The sequence below is a fragment of the Enterobacter sp. PGRG2 genome (assembly GCF_030291195.1).
Taxonomy (GTDB): domain Bacteria; phylum Pseudomonadota; class Gammaproteobacteria; order Enterobacterales; family Enterobacteriaceae; genus Enterobacter_D.
Window position 1 is genome coordinate 850,776 of record NZ_CP127837.1, and the last position, 19,066, is coordinate 869,841.

General features: G+C 57.4%; 19 protein-coding genes. 8 read left to right on the forward strand and 11 right to left on the reverse strand.

Annotated elements, in window-relative coordinates:
* The 6 genes from QRD42_RS03735 to ftsY all read right to left on the reverse strand — a co-directional run.
* On the reverse strand, positions 1-1,100 hold a 1,100-nt coding region (locus tag QRD42_RS03735; RefSeq protein ID WP_321988208.1), incomplete at its 3' end, for a branched-chain amino acid ABC transporter substrate-binding protein.
* A gap of 145 nt (positions 1,101-1,245) precedes the next feature.
* On the reverse strand, positions 1,246-2,511 hold the full coding sequence (locus QRD42_RS03740) for a 4-aminobutyrate--2-oxoglutarate transaminase (protein ID WP_321988209.1): 1,266 nt from the start codon (positions 2,509-2,511) through the stop codon (positions 1,246-1,248).
* A 153-nt stretch (positions 2,512-2,664) separates the two neighbouring features.
* Positions 2,665-3,519, reverse strand: coding sequence for an RNA polymerase sigma factor RpoH (gene rpoH / locus QRD42_RS03745; RefSeq protein WP_072571184.1), 855 nt, complete (start codon positions 3,517-3,519; stop codon positions 2,665-2,667).
* 267 nt (positions 3,520-3,786) lie between these two features.
* A complete protein-coding gene (gene ftsX / locus QRD42_RS03750; protein WP_072571183.1) occupies positions 3,787-4,842 on the reverse strand; it encodes a permease-like cell division protein FtsX in 1,056 nt (351 codons plus the stop codon).
* Entirely contained in the window at positions 4,835-5,503 is a 669-nt protein-coding gene (gene ftsE, locus QRD42_RS03755) for a cell division ATP-binding protein FtsE (RefSeq protein ID WP_088221025.1), read from the reverse strand. Before ftsE ends, ftsX begins: the two co-directional genes overlap by 8 nt.
* Positions 5,504-5,505: 2 nt before the next feature.
* On the reverse strand, positions 5,506-6,924 hold the full coding sequence (gene ftsY, locus QRD42_RS03760; protein WP_321988211.1) for a signal recognition particle-docking protein FtsY: 1,419 nt from the start codon (positions 6,922-6,924) through the stop codon (positions 5,506-5,508).
* Positions 6,925-7,128: 204 nt separating this feature from the next.
* Between ftsY and rsmD the strand changes: the two genes are divergently transcribed.
* The 4 genes from rsmD to zntA all read left to right on the forward strand — a co-directional run bounded on the left by rsmD (position 7,129) and on the right by zntA (position 11,036).
* A complete protein-coding gene (gene rsmD, locus QRD42_RS03765; protein WP_072571180.1) occupies positions 7,129-7,725 on the forward strand; it encodes a 16S rRNA (guanine(966)-N(2))-methyltransferase in 597 nt (198 codons plus the stop codon).
* Entirely contained in the window at positions 7,715-7,993 is a 279-nt protein-coding gene (locus tag QRD42_RS03770; RefSeq protein ID WP_072571179.1) for a DUF1145 family protein, read from the forward strand. The genes rsmD and QRD42_RS03770 overlap by 11 nt, the downstream gene beginning before the upstream one ends.
* 142 nt (positions 7,994-8,135) lie before the next feature.
* Entirely contained in the window at positions 8,136-8,762 is a 627-nt protein-coding gene (locus tag QRD42_RS03775; protein WP_072571178.1) for a lysoplasmalogenase, read from the forward strand.
* 72 nt (positions 8,763-8,834) lie between these two features.
* Positions 8,835-11,036 carry a Zn(II)/Cd(II)/Pb(II) translocating P-type ATPase ZntA gene (gene zntA / locus QRD42_RS03780; RefSeq protein WP_321988212.1) on the forward strand — a complete coding sequence of 734 codons (2,202 nt, stop codon included), beginning with the start codon at positions 8,835-8,837 and terminating at the stop codon, positions 11,034-11,036.
* Between the two features lie 4 nt (positions 11,037-11,040).
* On the opposite strand, the gene QRD42_RS03785 is transcribed toward zntA, so the two are convergent.
* From QRD42_RS03785 to tusA, 4 genes are all read right to left on the reverse strand, one after another.
* Positions 11,041-12,327, reverse strand: a complete 1,287-nt coding sequence (locus QRD42_RS03785; protein ID WP_072571176.1) for a TRAP transporter large permease — start codon at positions 12,325-12,327, stop codon at positions 11,041-11,043.
* Between the two features lie 10 nt (positions 12,328-12,337).
* Positions 12,338-12,847, reverse strand: coding sequence for a TRAP transporter small permease (locus QRD42_RS03790; protein ID WP_072571175.1), 510 nt, complete (start codon positions 12,845-12,847; stop codon positions 12,338-12,340).
* A gap of 49 nt (positions 12,848-12,896) precedes the next feature.
* Complete coding sequence (locus QRD42_RS03795; RefSeq protein ID WP_321988213.1) at positions 12,897-13,880, reverse strand: TRAP transporter substrate-binding protein; 984 nt, start codon at positions 13,878-13,880, stop codon at positions 12,897-12,899.
* Between the two features lie 166 nt (positions 13,881-14,046).
* Positions 14,047-14,292, reverse strand: coding sequence for a sulfurtransferase TusA (gene tusA, locus QRD42_RS03800; protein WP_072571173.1), 246 nt, complete (start codon positions 14,290-14,292; stop codon positions 14,047-14,049).
* A gap of 185 nt (positions 14,293-14,477) precedes the next feature.
* Here tusA and QRD42_RS03805 point away from each other — a divergent pair, with 185 nt between their 5' ends.
* Both QRD42_RS03805 and QRD42_RS03810 read left to right on the forward strand, forming a co-directional pair.
* Positions 14,478-15,143, forward strand: a complete 666-nt coding sequence (locus QRD42_RS03805; RefSeq protein WP_072571172.1) for a 7-cyano-7-deazaguanine/7-aminomethyl-7-deazaguanine transporter — start codon at positions 14,478-14,480, stop codon at positions 15,141-15,143.
* A gap of 72 nt (positions 15,144-15,215) precedes the next feature.
* Positions 15,216-15,773: a DcrB family lipoprotein gene (locus tag QRD42_RS03810; RefSeq protein ID WP_072571171.1), complete on the forward strand. Its 558-nt coding sequence runs from the start codon at positions 15,216-15,218 to the stop codon at positions 15,771-15,773.
* A gap of 21 nt (positions 15,774-15,794) precedes the next feature.
* Here QRD42_RS03810 and QRD42_RS03815 read toward each other — a convergent pair whose 3' ends face one another.
* Positions 15,795-16,997: an MFS transporter gene (locus QRD42_RS03815; RefSeq protein WP_321988214.1), complete on the reverse strand. Its 1,203-nt coding sequence runs from the start codon at positions 16,995-16,997 to the stop codon at positions 15,795-15,797.
* A gap of 144 nt (positions 16,998-17,141) precedes the next feature.
* On the opposite strand from QRD42_RS03815, the gene QRD42_RS03820 reads away from it, so the two are divergent.
* Entirely contained in the window at positions 17,142-18,191 is a 1,050-nt protein-coding gene (locus QRD42_RS03820) for an AI-2E family transporter (protein ID WP_072571169.1), read from the forward strand.
* Positions 18,192-18,267: 76 nt separating this feature from the next.
* On the forward strand, positions 18,268-19,062 hold the full coding sequence (locus QRD42_RS03825; protein WP_321988215.1) for an SDR family NAD(P)-dependent oxidoreductase: 795 nt from the start codon (positions 18,268-18,270) through the stop codon (positions 19,060-19,062).
* Positions 19,063-19,066: the final 4 nt, after the last annotated feature.

Below are 19,066 nucleotides of genomic sequence, written 5' to 3' on the forward strand. Positions count from 1 at the left end.
TTCGCGTCAGTCGCCGTACCGTTCGCATGCCAGGTGAACACGCCAAACTCAAACCCTTTCAGGTCGCCCTTCTCATCCCAGCTCAGCGGTCCCATTACGGTTTCCACAGAGTTGGCTTTCAGGTATTTGGCGATCTCTGCCGGATCTTCTGAATGCTCCAGCCCCGCTTTCAGGGATTGCAGCGCCGCGTAGGTGGTCCATACGAATGCACCGCTCGGATCCTGTTTCTTCGCTTTGATCGCGTCAACAATAGGTTTGTTCACCGGCAGCTGATCGTAGTTCTTCGGCTTGGTAACCAGCATACCTTCGGCAGATTCACCGGCAATGTTAGACAGGGAGACGTTCGCCACGCCTTCCGGGCCCATAAACTGGGTTTTCAGACCGGCAGCACGCGCCTGGCGCAGGATCTGCCCCATTTCCGGGTGGTAGCCACCATAGTAAACGAAGTCGATATTCTCTTTCTTCAGACGCGCCACCAGCGTGGAGAAGTCTTTCTCGCCCGCGGTCAGACCGTCGAAGAACACCACGTTCGCGTTGCCTTTCTTCAGGTTTTCCTGCACGGCACGCGCCAGGCCTTCACCGTATTGCTGTTTGTCATGGATCACGGCGATACGCTGCGGCTTCACTTTTTCCAGAATGTATTTTGCAGCCGTCGGGCCCTGGTCAGAGTCCAGACCGGTCGTGCGCAGCAGCATGTTATAGCCGCGTGCGGTCAGTTCCGGCGCGGTGGCGGCCGGGGTGATCATCAGAATGCCTTCGTCTTCATAAATGTCAGACGCCGGCTGGGTAGAGGAGGAGCACAGGTGGCCGATGACATATTTGATACCGTCGTTAACCACTTTGTTGGCAACGGCAACGGCTTGTTTCGGGTCACAGGCATCGTCGTACTGCACTGCAACCAGCTTGTCGCCTTTGATACCGCCTTTGGCGTTAATGTCTTCGATCGCCTGTTTCGCACCGGTAAATTCCTGGTCGCCATACTGCGCTACCGGGCCGGACATCGCCCCCACCACCGCAACTTTAATATCTTTCGCGAATGCGACGTTGCTCATTGCCAGCGCGATACATCCTGCCAGTAACGCTTTACCCTTCATTTTCATCCTGAGAATCCCCATTATTGTGGTTATTACATTCGTTGTGATGTTGTTGTTCAGCACTTTATTTCGATTATTGGTCTACCGCCCGTGCTTTAGCAGCATACTCTGCTAAAACATACCCCATTTTTCAGAATATGTAACAACATTTTTACCGGGTTAGCGACGCGTGAATAATATCCAGCGCCTGCCGGAACTGCGCTTCCGGAATGGTCAGCGGATAGAGGAAACGGATCACGTTGCCGTACACGCCGCAGTTGAGCAGCAGTAGTCCGGCCTCCAGCGCCCGCGCCTGTACCTGACGGGTAAATTCCGGCGACGGCTCGCCGCTGTGCGGATCGGCGAACTCCACCGCCACCATGGAACCCAGCGCGCGGATCCCGGCAATCTGCGGGCAATCGGCCCGGGCTTTCTCCAGCACTTCCACCAGATGCTGTCCCAGTTGGGCCGCGCGCTGGCACAGGTTTTCCTCGTCGATCACTTCCAGCACCGCCAGGGCTGCCGCCACTGCCAGCGGATTTCCGGCATAGGTACCGCCCAGTCCGCCTGGCGCCGGGGCATCCATCACCTCTGCGCGTCCGGAGACCGCTGACAGTGGCAGCCCACCGGCGAGGCTTTTCGCCATGGTGATGAGATCGGGCTTAACGCTGAAATGCTCCATGGCAAAAAGTTTGCCGGTACGGGCAAAGCCGGTCTGCACTTCGTCGGCAATCAAGAGAATGCCGTGGGTATCGCACAGGGCGCGCAGTCCCTGCATGAAATCATCCGGTGCGATGACAAATCCGCCCTCACCCTGCACCGGCTCCAGCACGATGGCCGCCACCTGATCCGGCGCGATGTCCGCTTTGAAAATACGCTCAAGGCTGCTCAGCGCATCGGCTGTACTCACGCCATGCAGCGTATTAGGGTACTGCGCGTGAAACACCGATCCGGGGAACGGACCGAAGCCGATTTTGTAGGGCGCGACTTTGCCGGTCAGCGCCATCGTCATATAGGTGCGGCCATGAAAGCCGCCGCCAAAGGTGATAAGGCCGGGCCTGCGAGTGTACGCGCGGGCGATTTTTACCGCGTTTTCCACCGCTTCCGCGCCGGTCGAGAAGAAGGCGGTTTTGGCAGGCCCTGCGACTGGCACGCGCGCGTTGATTTTTTCCGCCAGCGCGACGTAACTCTCATAGGGCACGATTTGATACGCCGTGTGCGTAAAGGCGTGCAGCTGTTTTTCCACGGCGGCCATCACTTTCGGATGACGATGCCCGGTATTGAGCACGGCAATGCCCGCGGCGAAGTCGATCACCTCGTTGCCTTCCACGTCCCACAGCGTGGCGTTTTCTGCCTTATCCGCATAAAAATTACACATCACGCCAATGCCACGCGGCGTGGCCTGTAAACGTCTTTCATTGAGTTCGTTATTTTTCACCCTGCCCCCCTGAGATGCCATAAACACGAAATGCGCATCTGTAAGTGTTTGCCACAGGGTAAAAAATCGCCAGAGCAGGCGTAAAAAAACAAAACCCCCAGACTTTCATCCAGGGGGCTTTGACGTCAAACCACAAAAAGCGGTTTGCGGAGATCAGGCTTCGATGGCGATACGCAGTTTTTTCATGGCGTTCTTTTCCAGCTGGCGCACACGCTCAGCGGAAACACCATAGCGGTCGGCCAGTTCCTGCAATGTAGACTTGTTGTCTTCGTCCAGCCAGCGGGCGCGAATGATCGCCTGGCTACGCTCGTCCAGACCCTGCATCGCATCGGTCAGTTTGTTCGCGGCCTGTTCTTCCCAGTTATCGTCTTCAATGCCGTCGGCAAAGTTAGAGGTTTTATCCTGGAGATAGAGTACCGGTGCCATTGGCTGGCTGTCGGATTCATCGTCCGACGACATGTCAAAGGTCATGTCCTGAGCGGCCATACGGGATTCCATCTCACGCACGTCTTTACTGGAAACACCCAGCTCGCGGGCGACCATTTCCACTTCGTCCTGATTAAACCAGCCCAGACGCTGCTTGGTTTTACGCAGGTTAAAGAACAGCTTACGCTGCGCTTTAGTGGTGGCGACCTTCACAATACGCCAGTTACGCAGCACGTATTCGTGAATTTCGGCTTTGATCCAGTGCACGGCGAAAGAGACCAGACGCACACCCACTTCCGGATTGAAGCGGCGCACAGCTTTCATCAGGCCGATATTACCTTCCTGAATCAGGTCTGCCTGCGGAAGGCCATAGCCCGAGTAGTTACGAGCAATATGAACAACAAAGCGCAGGTGCGACAGGATCAGCGTTTTAGCTGCTTCCAGTGAACCCTGGTAATGCAGCTTTTCAGCAAGCTCCCGCTCTTCATCAGCCGTCAACATCGGCCATGCGTTCGCAGCCCGGATATAGGATTCCAGGTTACCAACAGGGGCTAAAGCTAAAGTTTGCATTTCTTTGGTCATTCAAATCCTCTCAATGTACTTCTTACTGGCGGCGGCTTGTCCCCTTCAGGCAACAAACATGCCAGTGCTTATGAGCAGCGAGAATATCATCCACACTTTTATCAGACAGTGATTTTATCCACAAGTTCCATGCAACGTTGTGAATAGATTACGCACAAAATGTGACATTACTATGATAAAGGCTAAGCAGGAGAAAAGAGAGATCAGGGACTCTTTCCCTGCTAACAGACATCCGATGCAGCAGGGAAAGAGTATATCAGAGAATTTTTAGTCGGGGGTAAAGTGACGTAAATGTTGCACCGTTGCCAGCCACGCGGCCAGCCAGCCAATCATTGAGCACACCAGCAGCAGTAATAAACACTCGTCAAATGAGAGGCCGCTTAGCTCAAACTGGGTGCCGAAAATCTTCGCCACTTCCGTCACCGCCGATGACAGCCGCATCACCAGGATCTCCGACAGAATGAGCGACAGGAATGCCCCGCTAAAGCCGAGCAGCGCCCCGCCGTAGAGGAACGGACGTAGAATAAAGCCATCCGTTGCGCCGATCAGCTTCTGCACGTTAATGCTGTCGCGACGGGAGAAAATGCTCAGACGCACGCTGTTACCGATGACGAGGAATACCGCCGCCACCATCAGAATGCCGATCATCACAGACACGCGGCCTACCAGCCCGGTGAGCGCCGCCAGACGCGCAAACCAGCTGTCGTCCATCCGCACTTCATCAATGCCGTTAATGCGGGTGATACGGTCGCGCAGGGTGTTCAGCGATTCGGTATTCTGGAAGTCGATTTTCGGCACCACGACCGCCACAGCGGGCAGTGGGTTTTCTTCCAGCATATCCAACGCGCCGCCAAAGCCTGACCAGTTGCGGAACTCGCCCAACGCGTCTTCCCGCGACAGGTAGTTCACCTTCTCGACGCCCTGTTCCGCCTGCAACTGCCCGACCACCTGCTGCGCGGCGCCGTCGTCCAGTGTCTTATCGAAGTAGACGGTAATTTGCGGCGACGGGTAATACTGCGATGAGGCCTGGTGAACGTTTTTGTACACCATATAGCAGACGCTCGGCAGCGTCAGGGAGATGGCGATCACCATCACCGTCAGCAGAGTCGCCAGCGGCTTGCTTTTCAGATCCTGCACCGCGCCCTGCCAGGCGTAGCGCATCTGTTCATTAAAGACGTTGGTCTTGCGCGAGCCAGGTTTTGGCGGCGTCTTGCTGCGGCCGGAACCGCCACGGTTGCCGCCGCTGCCCTGTCCCGGTTTACGGAAGCGGTCCAGTTTATTGCCGAACTGGCGGATTTGATTGACTGCGTCGCGTTTATTCACCCGTCAGGCCTCCATGCAAATGACCGTCGCTCAGACTCAGCATGCGGTACGAGCGGCGCGCAATCAGACTCATGTCGTGCGTGGCCATCAGTACCGTTACCCCGACGCGGTTGAATTCTTCAAACAGACGCAAAATCCCTTCCGACAGCGCGTCGTCCAGGTTACCGGTCGGTTCGTCCGCCAGCAGCACCGCAGGTTTGTTCACCACCGCACGGGCAATGCCCACGCGCTGCTGTTCACCGCCGGAAAGCTGAATGGGAAAGTTTTTCGCTTTGTCGAGCAGCCCGACTTTATCCAGCGCCGCCGATACGCGACGACGAATGTCTTCACCGCTGGCCCCGGCGATAATCAGCGGGATCGCCACGTTGTCAAAGACCGTACGGTCCATTAACAGATGGTGATCCTGAAAAATCATGCCGATCTGCCGACGCAGAAACGGCACTTCGCGGTTTTTCAGACGGCTGATCTCATGCCCGGCAAACCAGATTTTCCCGGCGCTTGGCCGCTCGATACCGCAGATCAGCTTTAACAGCGTACTTTTACCTGCGCCGGAGTGGCCGGTCAGAAACGCCATCTCGCCCGGTTGCAGGTGGAATGTCACCCCCTGCAACGCCTGTCTCCCGCCGAGATAAGCCTTGCTGACATGTTCAAAGCGAATCATTGTTAATCCTCTCGGGCAAAAAGTGCCTCTATAAAATCGCCCGCATTAAACGGACGTAAGTCTTCAATACGTTCGCCGGTACCGATATAGCGGATCGGAATACCGAACTGGTCGGCTACCGAGAAGATCACGCCGCCTTTGGCGGTACCATCAAGTTTGGTCAGGGTGATCCCGGTCAGCCCGACGGCTTCGTGGAACAGTCTGGCCTGGCTTACCGCATTTTGTCCGGTGCTGGCGTCGATGGTCAGCATCACTTCATGCGGCGCGTCGACATCGAGCTTTTTCATCACGCGGACAATTTTCTTCAGCTCTTCCATCAGGTGCGCTTTATTCTGCAAGCGCCCTGCGGTATCGGCGATCAGCACATCCACCTTGCGGGATTTCGCCGCCTGGATAGCATCGAAAATCACCGAGGCGGAATCCGCACCGGTATGCTGGGCGATCACCGGAATGTTGTTACGCTGGCCCCACACCTGAAGCTGTTCCACCGCTGCCGCACGGAAGGTATCCCCTGCCGCCAGCATCACCGATTTGCCCTGCTGCTCAAACTGACGCGCCAGCTTGCCGATGGTGGTGGTTTTACCCACGCCGTTAACGCCAACCATCAGAATAACAAATGGCATTTTGCCTTCAATATTAAGCGGTTCGTCGACTTTTGCGAGGATATCGCTCATTTCATCTTTCAGCAGACCGTACAGCGATTCCGCATCGCGCAGCTGTTTGCGGCTGGCCCCTTCCGTCAGATTGGTAATGATTTTACGGGTGGTTTCCACGCCGACATCGGCTATCAGCAGCTGCTCTTCCAGCTCTTCAAACAGATCATCATCGATTTTTTTGCCGCGGAACAGACTGATAAATCCGGAACCGAGATTTTCTTTGGTTTTCACCAGGCTGCGTTTTAAGCGCGCAAAGAAACCTTCTTTGGTCGGTTTTTCCTGCTCGACGATCGTCTCAGGCTCCGGCTCTGGCTCGTCTGCGGCAACGACGGTACCTTCTTCAGGCAGCCACGCTTCCGGCTCCGGTTCGATGGTTGCGATCTCTTCCGGCACCGGCAGTTCTTTGTGCTCCACCGCCACCTCAGGCTCGACGATCGTTTCAGGTTCAACGATCGCTTCCGGCTCGATGACCGCTTCCGGTTCCACAACCGCCTCTTCAGCGATGATTTCCGGTTGCGCTTCGCGCTCAATCACTTTTTCAGTGACGTCCACGACTTCCGCGGCAAAGGACTCGGATTCGATCTGCGAATGGGGCGCAGTTTCGGCAGGCGTCTGCTCCTCAACAGGCGTTTGTGCTTCTGCAGGGGCTTGTTCTTCAACAACCGCCTGGGATTCCATTTTCTGTTCTGGCGCGGCTTCCTGCGGCTCCTCTTTCTGACCAAAGCCTAACCAGGAGAACAGGCCACGTTTTTTCTCTTTTGCCATTTGCGACTACACTCCTCGCGGTTTATTCATGGCGCAGCCCGCATTGTCGCAAACAGGGGGCTGAAAAATGAGTAAGATGTAATGATAAGTCTTTCGTTAGTCTACCACTTTCCTTGCAACACGGCACCGCCTGAGGATTAAGGTTCCACCCCACGCTTCCCGCCGTTAAAATAGCGGGATAAATTTGTGACCAGAGCTTTCACTATGAAAAAACCCAACCGTGCCGCCAGCGGCCAGATTCGTATTATTGGCGGACAGTGGCGTGGCCGTAAACTGCCGGTGCCCGACAGCCCTGGTCTGCGCCCGACGACGGACCGCGTGCGCGAAACCCTGTTTAACTGGCTTGCCCCGTCGATGGTCAATGCCCGTTGCCTCGACTGCTTTGCGGGCAGCGGCGCGCTGGGTCTGGAAGCGCTGTCACGCTACGCCGGTGCCTCCACGCTCATTGAAATGGAGCGCAGCGTGGCGCAACAGTTACAGCAAAATCTGGCGACGCTGAAAGCCGCTAACGCCAACGTGGTCAACACCAATACCCTGACATTCCTTAATCAGACCGGCACGCCCCATGATATTGTTTTTGTCGATCCGCCGTTTCGCAAAGGGCTGCTCGACGAGACCTTACGCCTGCTGGAAGTGAACGGCTGGCTGGCGGACGACGCGCTGATTTATGTCGAAAGCGAAGTGGAAAACGGGCTGCCGCAGGTACCTGTGCACTGGGATCTGCATCGCGAGAAAGTGGCCGGTCAGGTGGCCTATCGTCTGTATCACCGCACCGTACAAGGAGAGCAACATGCTGATTAATCTGGGACGTTTACTGATGCTGGGGGTATGGGCGTTTCTTATCCTCAACCTCATCCACCCTTTCCCGCGGCCGCTGAATATTTTCGTCAACGTCGCGCTGGTATTCACCGCTTTTATGCATGCGTTGCAAATGGTGATGCTGAAAACCGCGCTGCCCAAAAATGGCCCGCAGATGACGGCGGCGGAACAGTGGCGCGTTTTTCTGTTTGGCGTCTTTGAACTGCTGGTGTGGCAAAAACGTCTGAAAGCGCTGCAAAACAAAAAATAATCCTCACCGGATGCCTCAGAAAATGCGGAAAGTCTCCCCGCAGGCTGAAGGGGCGTTGCCATCTGCGTTGCGCGACCACTACACTGAAGACAGGGCTGTGGGCGCAACGCCCACGCGACAATAACGAATTCAAGGAATTAAGATGCTTTGGTCGTTTATCGCTGTATGTTTTTCCGCATGGTTGTATGTGGACGCGTCGTATCGCGGGCCGGCATGGCAACGCTGGGTATTTAAACCTGTCACTTTATTACTGCTGTTGCTGCTTGCCTGGCAGGCGCCAATGTTTGATGCCATCAGCTATCTGGTGCTGGCGGGGCTGTGCGCCTCGTTGATAGGTGATGCGCTGACGCTGCTGCCGCGCCAGCGTCTGCTGTACGCCATAGGCGCGTATTTCCTCGCCCATCTGCTCTACACCATCTACTTCGCCGGTCAGATGACGTTGTCCTTTTTCTGGCCGCTGCCGCTGGCGCTGCTGGTCATTGGCGCGCTGTTGATCGCGGTGATCTGGACACGGCTGGAGGAGCTGCGCTGGCCGATCTGTACCTTTATCGCCATGACGCTGGTGATGGTGTGGCTGGCGGGCGAGCTGTGGTTCTTCCGTCCGACGGCCCCGGCACTGTCTGCCTTTGTGGGTGCCGCACTGTTGCTGCTGGGAAATATTGTCTGGCTGGGCAGCCACTACCGCCGCCGCTTCCACGCCGACAACGCCATCTCTGCCGCCTGCTACTTTGCCGGGCATTTCCTCATCGTGCGATCGCTCTACTTATAACGCTTGACTCTGGAGTCGACTCCAGAGTGTATCCTCCGGATAATGAGAAAATTATTATTCCCGGAGGATGCCATGCTCACGCCGCCCGTCAAAAAAACGCCGCAGTTTGCCCGTGCCCCGCTGCGCCCGTTAACGCCTGCGCCTGAAAAAAACTGCTGTGCTGACCATGCCGATCCGGCACCGGCATTGCTATCCGGCGATCCGCAGGGCAGCCGTTTTTCCTGGCAGGTCGCCGGGATGGACTGCGCCGCCTGCGCCCGTAAAGTCGAAACCGCTGTGCGCCAGGTTGAGGGCGTGAGTCAGGTCCAGGTCACTTTCGCCACCGAAAAACTGATTGTCGATGCCGGGCGCGATGTCCGTGCGCAGATTGAAGCCGCCGTACAGCGCGCCGGTTATACGCTGCGCGATGCGCAGGCCCCGGTCCCGCCCGTCTCCGCCCTGCGGGAGAATTTGCCGCTGCTGACGCTGGCGGTCATGATGGCTATCAGCTGGGGTCTGGAGCATGTTAATCATCCTCTCGGCCAGCTGGCGTTTATCGCCACCACGCTGGTCGGTCTGTTCCCCGTTGCCCGGCAGGCGCTACGGCTGATCAAAAGCGGCAGCTGGTTCGCCATTGAAACGCTGATGAGCGTGGCCGCCATCGGGGCGCTGTTTATTGGCGCCACCGCCGAAGCGGCCATGGTATTGCTGCTGTTTTTGGTCGGCGAGCGGCTTGAAGGCTGGGCAGCCAGCCGCGCCCGCCAGGGCGTCACGGCGCTGATGGCCCTGAAACCAGAAAGCGCCACGCGGCTCACGGGCACGGCGCGTGAATCCGTGGCACCGGACAGTCTGCGCCCCGGCGACGTGATTGAAGTGGCGGCGGGCGGGCGCTTACCGGCAGATGCAAGATTGCTCTCCTCCTTCGCCAGCTTTGATGAAAGCGCGCTAACCGGCGAGTCGGTGCCCGTCGAGCGCCGCGCCGGGGAAAAAGTTCCTGCCGGGGCGACCAGCGTCGACCGGCTGGTGACGCTGGAAGTCATTTCCCGGCCAGGCGAAAGCGCTATCGATCGTATTCTGCAACTGATCGAAGAAGCCGAAGAGCGTCGTGCGCCCATTGAGCGCTTTATCGATCGCTTCAGCCGCGTCTATACGCCGGTCATCATGGCAGCGGCGCTGCTGGTCGCCGTGCTGCCGCCGTTACTGGCAGGAGCGGCCTGGTACGAGTGGATCTATAAAGGCCTGACGCTGCTTTTGATCGGCTGTCCCTGCGCGCTGGTGATCTCCACCCCTGCCGCCATCACCTCCGGGCTGGCGGCGGCGGCGCGTCGTGGAGCGCTAATCAAAGGCGGCGCGGCGCTGGAACAGCTGGGCCGTATTCGTCAGGTGGCGTTCGATAAAACCGGCACGCTGACGGTGGGTAAACCGCAGGTAGTGGGCGTTTCGGCGCAGGGGATGGGTGAAGATGAACTGCTGGCCTGTGCCGCCGCCGTGGAACAGGGATCCACCCATCCGCTGGCGCAGGCCATCACAGAGGAAGCGCAGGCGCGCAATCTGACGCTGATGCAGGCGGAAGATCAGCGTACGCTGCCTGGCAGGGGTATTGAGGCAAGGGTCGCGGGGAAATCTATCTTTATCTGCGCGCCGGATAAACTGCCTGCCGGTGTGCTGGACGAAAACTGGCAAACGCAAATTCAGCAACAGGAAGCGCAGGGCCAGACGGTGATCGCCGTGCTGCGCGATGGCGAGCTGTGCGGCACCCTGGCGCTGCGCGATACGCTGCGGGAAGATGCGGCTGAAGCGGTCAATGCCCTGCGTCGGCTTGGCATCAGCGGCGTGATGCTCACCGGCGATAATCCCCGCGCGGCAGCGGCCATTGCCAGCGCACTGGGACTGGAATTCCGCGCCGGATTATTGCCCGCCGATAAGGTGACGGCAGTTATGGCGCTGGATCGGCAGTCGCCGCTGGCGATGGTCGGCGACGGCATCAATGACGCACCGGCCATGAAAGCCGCCACCATCGGCATCGCCATGGGCAGCGGCACCGACGTGGCACTGGAAACCGCCGATGCGGCGCTGACTCACAACCGCCTGACCGGGCTGGCGCAGATGATCCAGCTGGCCCGCGCCACCCATGCCAATATCCGGCAGAACATCACAATCGCGCTGGGCCTGAAAGCCATTTTCCTCGTCACCACGCTGCTCGGCATTACCGGCCTGTGGCTGGCGGTGCTGGCAGATACGGGCGCCACCGTGCTGGTGACGGCAAATGCGCTGCGGTTGTTGGGTAAGCGGTAGCGGACTACTGCATCCCCAGCAATCGCGGCAACCACAGCGAGATCGCCGGGATATAAGTCACCATTCCCAGCACCAGCAGCAGCATGCCGTAGAACGGCAGCATCGCGCGCACGACGGACTCAATTTTCTGCTTGCTGACGGCGCTGGCGACAAACAGCACCGATCCCACCGGCGGCGTGATCAGGCCGATCCCCAGATTGACCATCATGATCATGCCGAAGTGCACCGGATCGATCCCCAGCGCATTGGTGACTGGCAGCAGCACCGGCGTCAGGATGAGGATAATCGGCGCCATATCCATCAGCGTGCCGATGAGCAGCAGCATGACGTTGAGGTACATCAGGATGACGTACTTGTTATCCGACAGCGACGTAAAGAACGCGGTAATACGCTCCGGCAGCTGCATGTAGGTCATCACGGCACCGAAGGCGGCGGCAAAGCCAATCAGGATCATGACGATGGTCACGGTTTTCACCGTGCGGCACATCAGCTTCGGCAGTTCGCTCCACTTGTAGTCACGGTAGATAAACATGGTGACGAAAAACGCCCACAGGCAGGCCACGGCAGCAGATTCGGTGGCCGTAAAAATTCCCGACAAAATACCGCCGAGGATGATCACCACGGTAAACAGGCCCCACAGCGCATCGAAGAAAATTTTCAGCGCCTGTTTAAAGGGGATCCTGTCGCCTTTCGGGTATCCGCGCTTATGGGCAAAGCCAAGGCACATGATCATCAGGCAGACGCCCAGCAGCAGACCTGGCAGCACACCGGCGATAAACAGCGTGGCAATGGAAACCGTGCCGCCTGCCGCCAGCGAGTAAATCACCGAGTTATGGCTGGGCGGAATGAGGATCGCCTGTACCGAGCCGCTGGCGGTCACCGCTGCCGCGTAATCACGCGGATAGCCCTTCTTTTCCATCTCCGGGATCATTACGCTGCCAATCGAGGCGGTATCGGCCACCGAGGAGCCGGAAATCGCGCCGAAAAAGGTGGAGGCGACGATATTCACCAGCGACAGGCCGCCGCGAATAAAGCCGACAAAGATATAGGCAAAATTCACCAGCCGTTTAGCAATGCCCCCTTCCGCCATGATCGCGCCGGCGAGAATGAAGAACGGTATCGCCAGCAGGGTAAATTTGTTCACCCCGCTGGTGATCTGGATCATCAGCGCCTCAAGGGGTAAATCGATCCACAGCGCGCCTGCGACGGCGCTCAGGCCGACGGCAAAGGCCACCGGCATCCCCAGCGCCAGCAGAATGGCGAGGGTGAACAACAACACAAATGCATCCATCTCTCACCTCTTAACCATGGTTACCAATCAGCACTACCGGACGGTTCTCCTGGGAACCGAACAGCAGCCGCTCAATCACAAACAGGATCAGGATCGCCGAACCAACAGGTAGCGGCAGATAACTCTCCCCGGAGGTCAGCACCGGGAATTCCGCTACCGGCTGCTCCCACAGTTCCACACACAGTAAATAGCTGTACCAGAAGATCAGGCTGGAGATGAGCAGCATCAGTAGATCCACCACCCGCGCACAGACATTTTTCAGCGCCAGCGGCAGACGATCGGTCAGCATGTTGACGGCGATATGCGATCCGGCGCGATAGCCCACCGCTGCGCCGATAAAGGTAAAAGTCACCATACAGATAATGGCGACCGGCTCCGGCCATGACTCGCCGCGGTTAAGCACGTAGCGCGAGAAAATGCCGATGGGGATGACAATGGTCATCACCAGCAGGGAAATCCCCGCCACTGTCATGGCGAGCAGGTACAGGCGATCCATCCACTTCAGGTAGATTTCGGACATACGTCCTCCACAAGACGTTATGCGCCAGCGGGCGGCTGGCGCAGCAGAATTACTTCACATCCGCGATGGCTTTCATCAGATCCTGGTGTTTGTCGCCATACTGCGCGCGCACCGGCTCTGTCGCCTTCACAAAGACCGCCTTGTCGATTTCCTGGAATTTCACGCCGCCAGCTTTCATTTTCGCGACCGCGTCGGCGTTATACGCCTGCCACAGCGTGCGTTGTTCGGCCTGGGCTTCACGGGCGAGGGTGAGGATTTTCTGCTGATCGTCGGCGCTGAGTTTGTCCCATTTCACTTTGGAATAGAGCAGCATTTCCGGGGTAATAAAGTGACCGCTCAGGGTGTAATTCTTGGCGACCGGCAGGTAGTTATGGGCCACAAAGGTTGGTGGATTGTTTTCCGCGCCGTCGATAACGCCGGTCTGCATGCCGCTGTACACTTCACTTACCCCCATCGCCACCGCGTTCGCGCCCATTGCTTTCAGGGTCGCCAGCGCCACCGGGCTGCCCTGCACGCGGATCTTCATCCCTTTCAGCGCTTCAGGCGTGGTGACGGGCGTCTTGGTGATCAGGTTACGGGTGCCGGAATCCATCCAGCCAAGAAACACCAGCCGCGATTTCGGGTTGTTAGTCAGCTTTTCGCCGATGCTTTTGCCGATATCGCCGTCGATCACTTTATGCATATGGTCTTCATCGCGGAAAACGTACGGCAGGGTGAAAACTTCGATGTCCGGCAGAATAGCGGCGACCGGCGCCATCGAGACGCGGATCATGTCGATTGCCCCCATCTGCGCCTGTTCGATCATTTGCTTTTCATCCCCTAATACGCCGCCGGGGAAGACTTTAATTTCTAATTTGCCATCGGTTTGCTGTTTGAGTTTTTCGCCCATGTTCTGCACGGCCACCACGTTCGGGTAGCCCTGCGGATGCACGTCGGCGGCTTTGATCACCTGCGCCATCACGGCAGGGGCAAACAGTAATGACGCGGTGGACAGGCACAGCGAAGCCAGTAACGGCTTGAGGGTCGTTTTCATCGGGTCAGCTCCAGGGTAGGGTCAGCGGTAAAACTGTGTTTTATTTTTACGCTTAGAAATTAGCCTGGGTTGTGACGGGCAGGGGTGAAGCGGTTCACAAAAGCGCTAAAATAATGAAACGGAGGTTTAACAATGTGACAACAGGGGTTCTTTTTGCGGTCAGCGGCTAGTCGCCTTTACGCAGCAGATAGCGATAAGGCAGCGATTCTGTCTCCTGCGCCACAAGTTCATGCTCCATAAAACGGCAGAAACCGGGGATGTCGCGCGTGGTCGCCGGATCGTCGGCAATAATCAGCAGGGTTTCGCCCGCCTGCATGCTGCGCACGGTTTTGCGCACCATCATGACAGGTTCCGGGCAACGCAGCCCCAGGGCATCAAGGGTGTGGTCAGGTGTGGTAAACAGATCGCTCATGGTTGTCTCATCCGGTCAAAAACCGCATTAGTTTACGCCGCCATTTTTGTGACGCAAGTCAGGTTAACGATTGCGTGAAAATTAGCCATTGCAATGGTGAGTCAAAGCAGTATGATGCGGCGGCTTTATAAAATTACGTTGCATTAATTGGGTTCCCTAACCCCAACCACTAAAAAGGTCACAACATGTCGCAGTTTTCTCAATCCCAGCGCGTAAAAGCGTTGTTCTGGTTATCGCTATTCCATTTACTGGTGATCACCTCCAGTAACTATCTGGTGCAGTTGCCAATCACCATTTTCGGTTTCCACACCACCTGGGGCGCGTTCAGCTTTCCGTTTATTTTCCTCGCCACCGATCTCACCGTGCGTATTTTTGGCGCGCCGCTGGCCCGACGCATTATCTTTGCCGTGATGATCCCGGCGCTGGTGGTGTCGTATATCATTTCGTCGCTGTTTTATATGGGTAGCTGGCAGGGATTCGGCGCGCTGGCGCATTTCAACCTGTTTGTCGCCCGTATCGCCGCCGCCAGCTTTATGGCCTATACGCTGGGGCAGATCCTCGACGTACGCGTCTTTAACCGCCTGCGCCAGAGCCGCCACTGGTGGCTTGCGCCGACGGTTTCCACCATCTTCGGTAACGCCAGCGATACCATCGCCTTCTTCTTTATCGCCTTCTGGCGCAGTCCGGATGCGTTTATGGCGCAACACTGGATGGAAATCGCGCTCGTTGACTACAGCTTTAAGGTGCTTATCAGTCTGGTCTTCTTCCTGCCGATGTACGGCGTACTGCTTAATATGTGCCTGAAAAGACTGGCAGATAAATCTGAAATTCCGGCGTTGCAGGCCAGTTAAAGGTACGCCTGATAACTTGTGATAAGATGGACGAATGAGCCGTTATGGCCGTTTATCGAAAGGAAGAAGTCAATGCGCAATCTGGTTAAATATGTCGGTATTGGCCTGCTGGTAATGGGGCTGGCGGCCTGTGACAACAATGATAAAGCGACTCCGGCGCAGGCTGCGTCGGCGGAAGCCAATGCCACCGGTCAGCCAGTGACGCTGCTGGACGGCAAGCTGAGTTTCTCGCTGCCCGCAGACATGACCGATCAGAGCGGCAAACTGGGCACCCAGGCTAACAACATGCACGTCTACTCTGACGCGACCGGCCAGAAAGCGGTGATTGTCATTGTCGGCGACAACAGCAACGAAGAGCTGTCCGTGCTGACCAAACGTCTGGAAGATCAGCAGCGCAGCCGCGATCCGCAGCTGCAGGTGGTGACCAACAAATCCATCGACGTGAAAGGCCAGAAAATGCAGCAGCTCGACAGCATTATCTCTGCCAAAGGCCAGACCGCCTGGTCTTCCGTGGTGCTGGGTAAAGTGGATAACAAATTGCTGACCATTCAGGTCACGCTGCCGGCCGAAAACCAGCAGCAGGCGCAAACGGCAGCCGAGAACATTATCAACACCATCGTGCTGAAATAAGTCTCTGCCGGACAGGCATAGTTAAACAACGGTCTCCACAGGAGGCCGTTTTTTTAACCGCCACGCCAGCAACAGCGCCACCGCCACCAGCCCCGCAGCCGCCAGATAGATCACCGATACGCCCGCCCATGCCATCAACAGCCCGGCCGCCGGTCCTGTCACCCCCAGCGACAGATCCATAAATACCGTATAGGTCGCCAGCGCCGCGCCCTGATTCTGTTGCGGCACGGCCTTCACTGCCACCACGCCCAGCGCCGGGAAGACCAGCGAAAAACCCGCCCCCGCCAGCAGTACACCCACTTTTGCCATCCAGGGATCCACCGCCACCCCCACCAGCACCAGGCCCAGCGTTTCCACCACGAAACAGACCATCGCCACGTTCAGGCCGCCGACGCGGTTAACGGTATTGGGGAAAAACAGTCGCGTGCCAACAAACGCACAGCTGAACAGCGTTAAGGCGAAGGCCGCGCCATCCCAGCCACGGGCATCGTAAAACAGGGTGATAAAGGTGGCGATGACGCCAAAACCGGCAGAGCCGAGCGCCAGCGCCATGCCGTACAGCCAGACCCGCCCCAGCACGGCGCGAAACGGCAGCGGCTTGCCTTTGCTGACCTTCACCGCCGGACGGCTCAGGGCAAACAGTAGCGCCGTTACCGCCACCGCCATGATAATGGCCGCCAGCCCCGTCAGCCCGGTGTAGTGGTAGCAGAGCACCCCCAGCGGCGCGCCAATCGCCATCGCCCCGTAAGACGCAATACCGTTCCAGGAAATCACCTTTCCGATATGCAGCGATCCCACCACGCCGACGCCCCACAGCGTAGCCCCGGTCCCGGCAAAACTCTGCCCGATGCCGAGGATCACCCGGCCCAGGCACAGCAGCAGCAGACAGACCACCGGCGTGGCGGTGCTCAGCCCCGCCAGCAGATAAAACAGGCCGCTCAGCACACAGCCGCACAGCCCGAAGACGACAATCTTTTTCGGGCCGAACAGGTCGGCATAGCGTCCGGCGTGAGGACGGCTCACCAGGGTGGCAAAATATTGCAGGCTGATCACCAGTCCCGCCCAGAAGGCGCTAAATCCCTTCACATCATGGACATAGCCGGGCAATACCGCCAGCGGCAGGCCGATAGTCAGATAACTGGCGAAGTTAAAAATAACGACAGAGATAATGCGCAGGTTGAGGCGCAATCCGTTCAGCGCCGGTTCGGCAACGGGTTCAGGCATAGAACTCACCACATTTTTTACAACAGTGTTTCACTATTATCATGATGACGGCTGAAAATCAGCAGCAGATTCAGATAATGCACGTCATACGAAGCCCCGCTAACGCACTACACTTAGCGGGCACAGCGAAAAAAGGAATTCACTATGATCACCCCCCAGCCCGATAAAGCGGGCTTGCATATCCTCCTGAAATTAGCCGCTCTGGTTATTATTCTGGCGGGCATCCATGCCGCCGCCGACATTATTGTTCAGTTATTAATGGCGTTGTTTTTCGCCATCGTGCTTAATCCGCTGGTGACCTGGTTTTTGCGTCGCGGCGTGAAGCGACCGGTCGCGATCACCATTGTGGTGGTTGTCATGATGATCGTGCTGACCGCGCTGTTTGGCGTGCTGGCGGCGTCATTTAATGAATTCATCACCATGCTGCCCAAATACAATAAGGAATTAACGCGTAAGGTTCTGCAGTTACAGGACATGATGCCGTTCCTGCATCTGCACATGTCACCGGAGCGCATGTTACAGCGTATGGACTCTGACAAAATGATGGCCTTCGCCACCCTGCTGATGACCGGCCTGTCGAACGCTATGGCGAGCATTGTGCTGCTGGTGATGACCGTGGTGTTTATGCTGTTTGAAGTGCGCCATCTGCCGTACAAACTGCGCTTTGCGCTGAACAATCCGCAGATCCATATCGCCGGATTGCACCGCGCCTTAAAAGGTGTGTCGCACTACCTGGCGCTGAAAACGCTGATCAGCCTGTGGACCGGGGCCATCATCTGGCTGGGTCTCATGCTGTTAGGCGTCCAGTTTGCGCTGATGTGGGGCGTGCTGGCATTTTTACTTAACTATGTGCCTAACATCGGCTCGGTGATCTCGGCCATCCCGCCGATGATCCAGGCCTTCCTGTTCAACGGCTTTTACGAGTTTATGATGGTGGGGATCCTCTTCCTGGTCGTGCACATGGTGCTGGGGAATATGGTGGAGCCGCGCATGATGGGCCATCGTCTGGGCATGTCGACCATGGTGGTATTTTTATCCTTACTGATCTGGGGATGGCTGCTCGGCCCGGTGGGAATGCTGCTCTCTGTGCCGCTTACCAGCGTCTGTAAGATCTGGATGGAGACCACCAAAGGCGGCAGCAAGCTGGCGATCCTGCTGGGGCCTGGCCGTCCTAAAAGCCGGTTGCCTGGCTAGGGATAACTCANNNTGCGCCACGTACCTGCTACGCTTAACGGTCTGAAGAATCATCAATAATGACCGGGAGCAGACCATGAAAATCGATTTAACGGGAAAACTCGCGCTGGTGACCGCCTCCACGGGCGGGATTGGCTTTGCTATTGCACGTGGCCTGGCAGAGAGCGGTGCGGAAGTGATCGTGAATGGCCGCAGCGAAAGCTCGGTGAATCAGGGCATCCAGAATTTACAGCAGGTGGTGCCGGGCGTGGCGGTGCGCGCGGCGGTTGCCGATCTCAGTACGCCAGAAGGGGTGGAATCGGTGCTGCGGGCGGCTTCCGGCGTCGATATTCTGGTAAACAATGCCGGGATTTATGGCCCGCAGGATTTCTACTCTACCGACGACGAAATCTGGGAAAACTACTGGCAGACCAACGTCATGTCCGGCGTCCGCCTCGCCCGTGCATTATTGCCCGGCATGGTGCAAAAACGCTGGGGACGGGTGGTGTTTATCTCGTCTGAATCGGCGCTCAATATCCCGTCAGATATGATTCATTACGGTGTGACCAAAACCGCGCAGCTCTCGCTTGCCCGCGGGCTGGCGAAATTTGTCGCCGGTAGCGGCGTGACGGTCAACAGCGTGCTGCCGGGTCCGACCATGTCGGACGGCTTCGCCGCCATGATGAAAGACGAGATGGAGCGCACCGGTAAATCACTGGAAACGCTGGCGACGGAGTTCGTCATGGCGAATCGCCCGAGCTCGGTGATCCAGCGTGCTGCCACGGTTGAAGAGGTTGCTAATATGGTGGTCTATGTCTGTTCGACCCAAGCGTCTGCCACCTCCGGCGCGGCGCTGCGCGTGGACGGCGGCGTGGTGGATGATATTGTTTGATGTG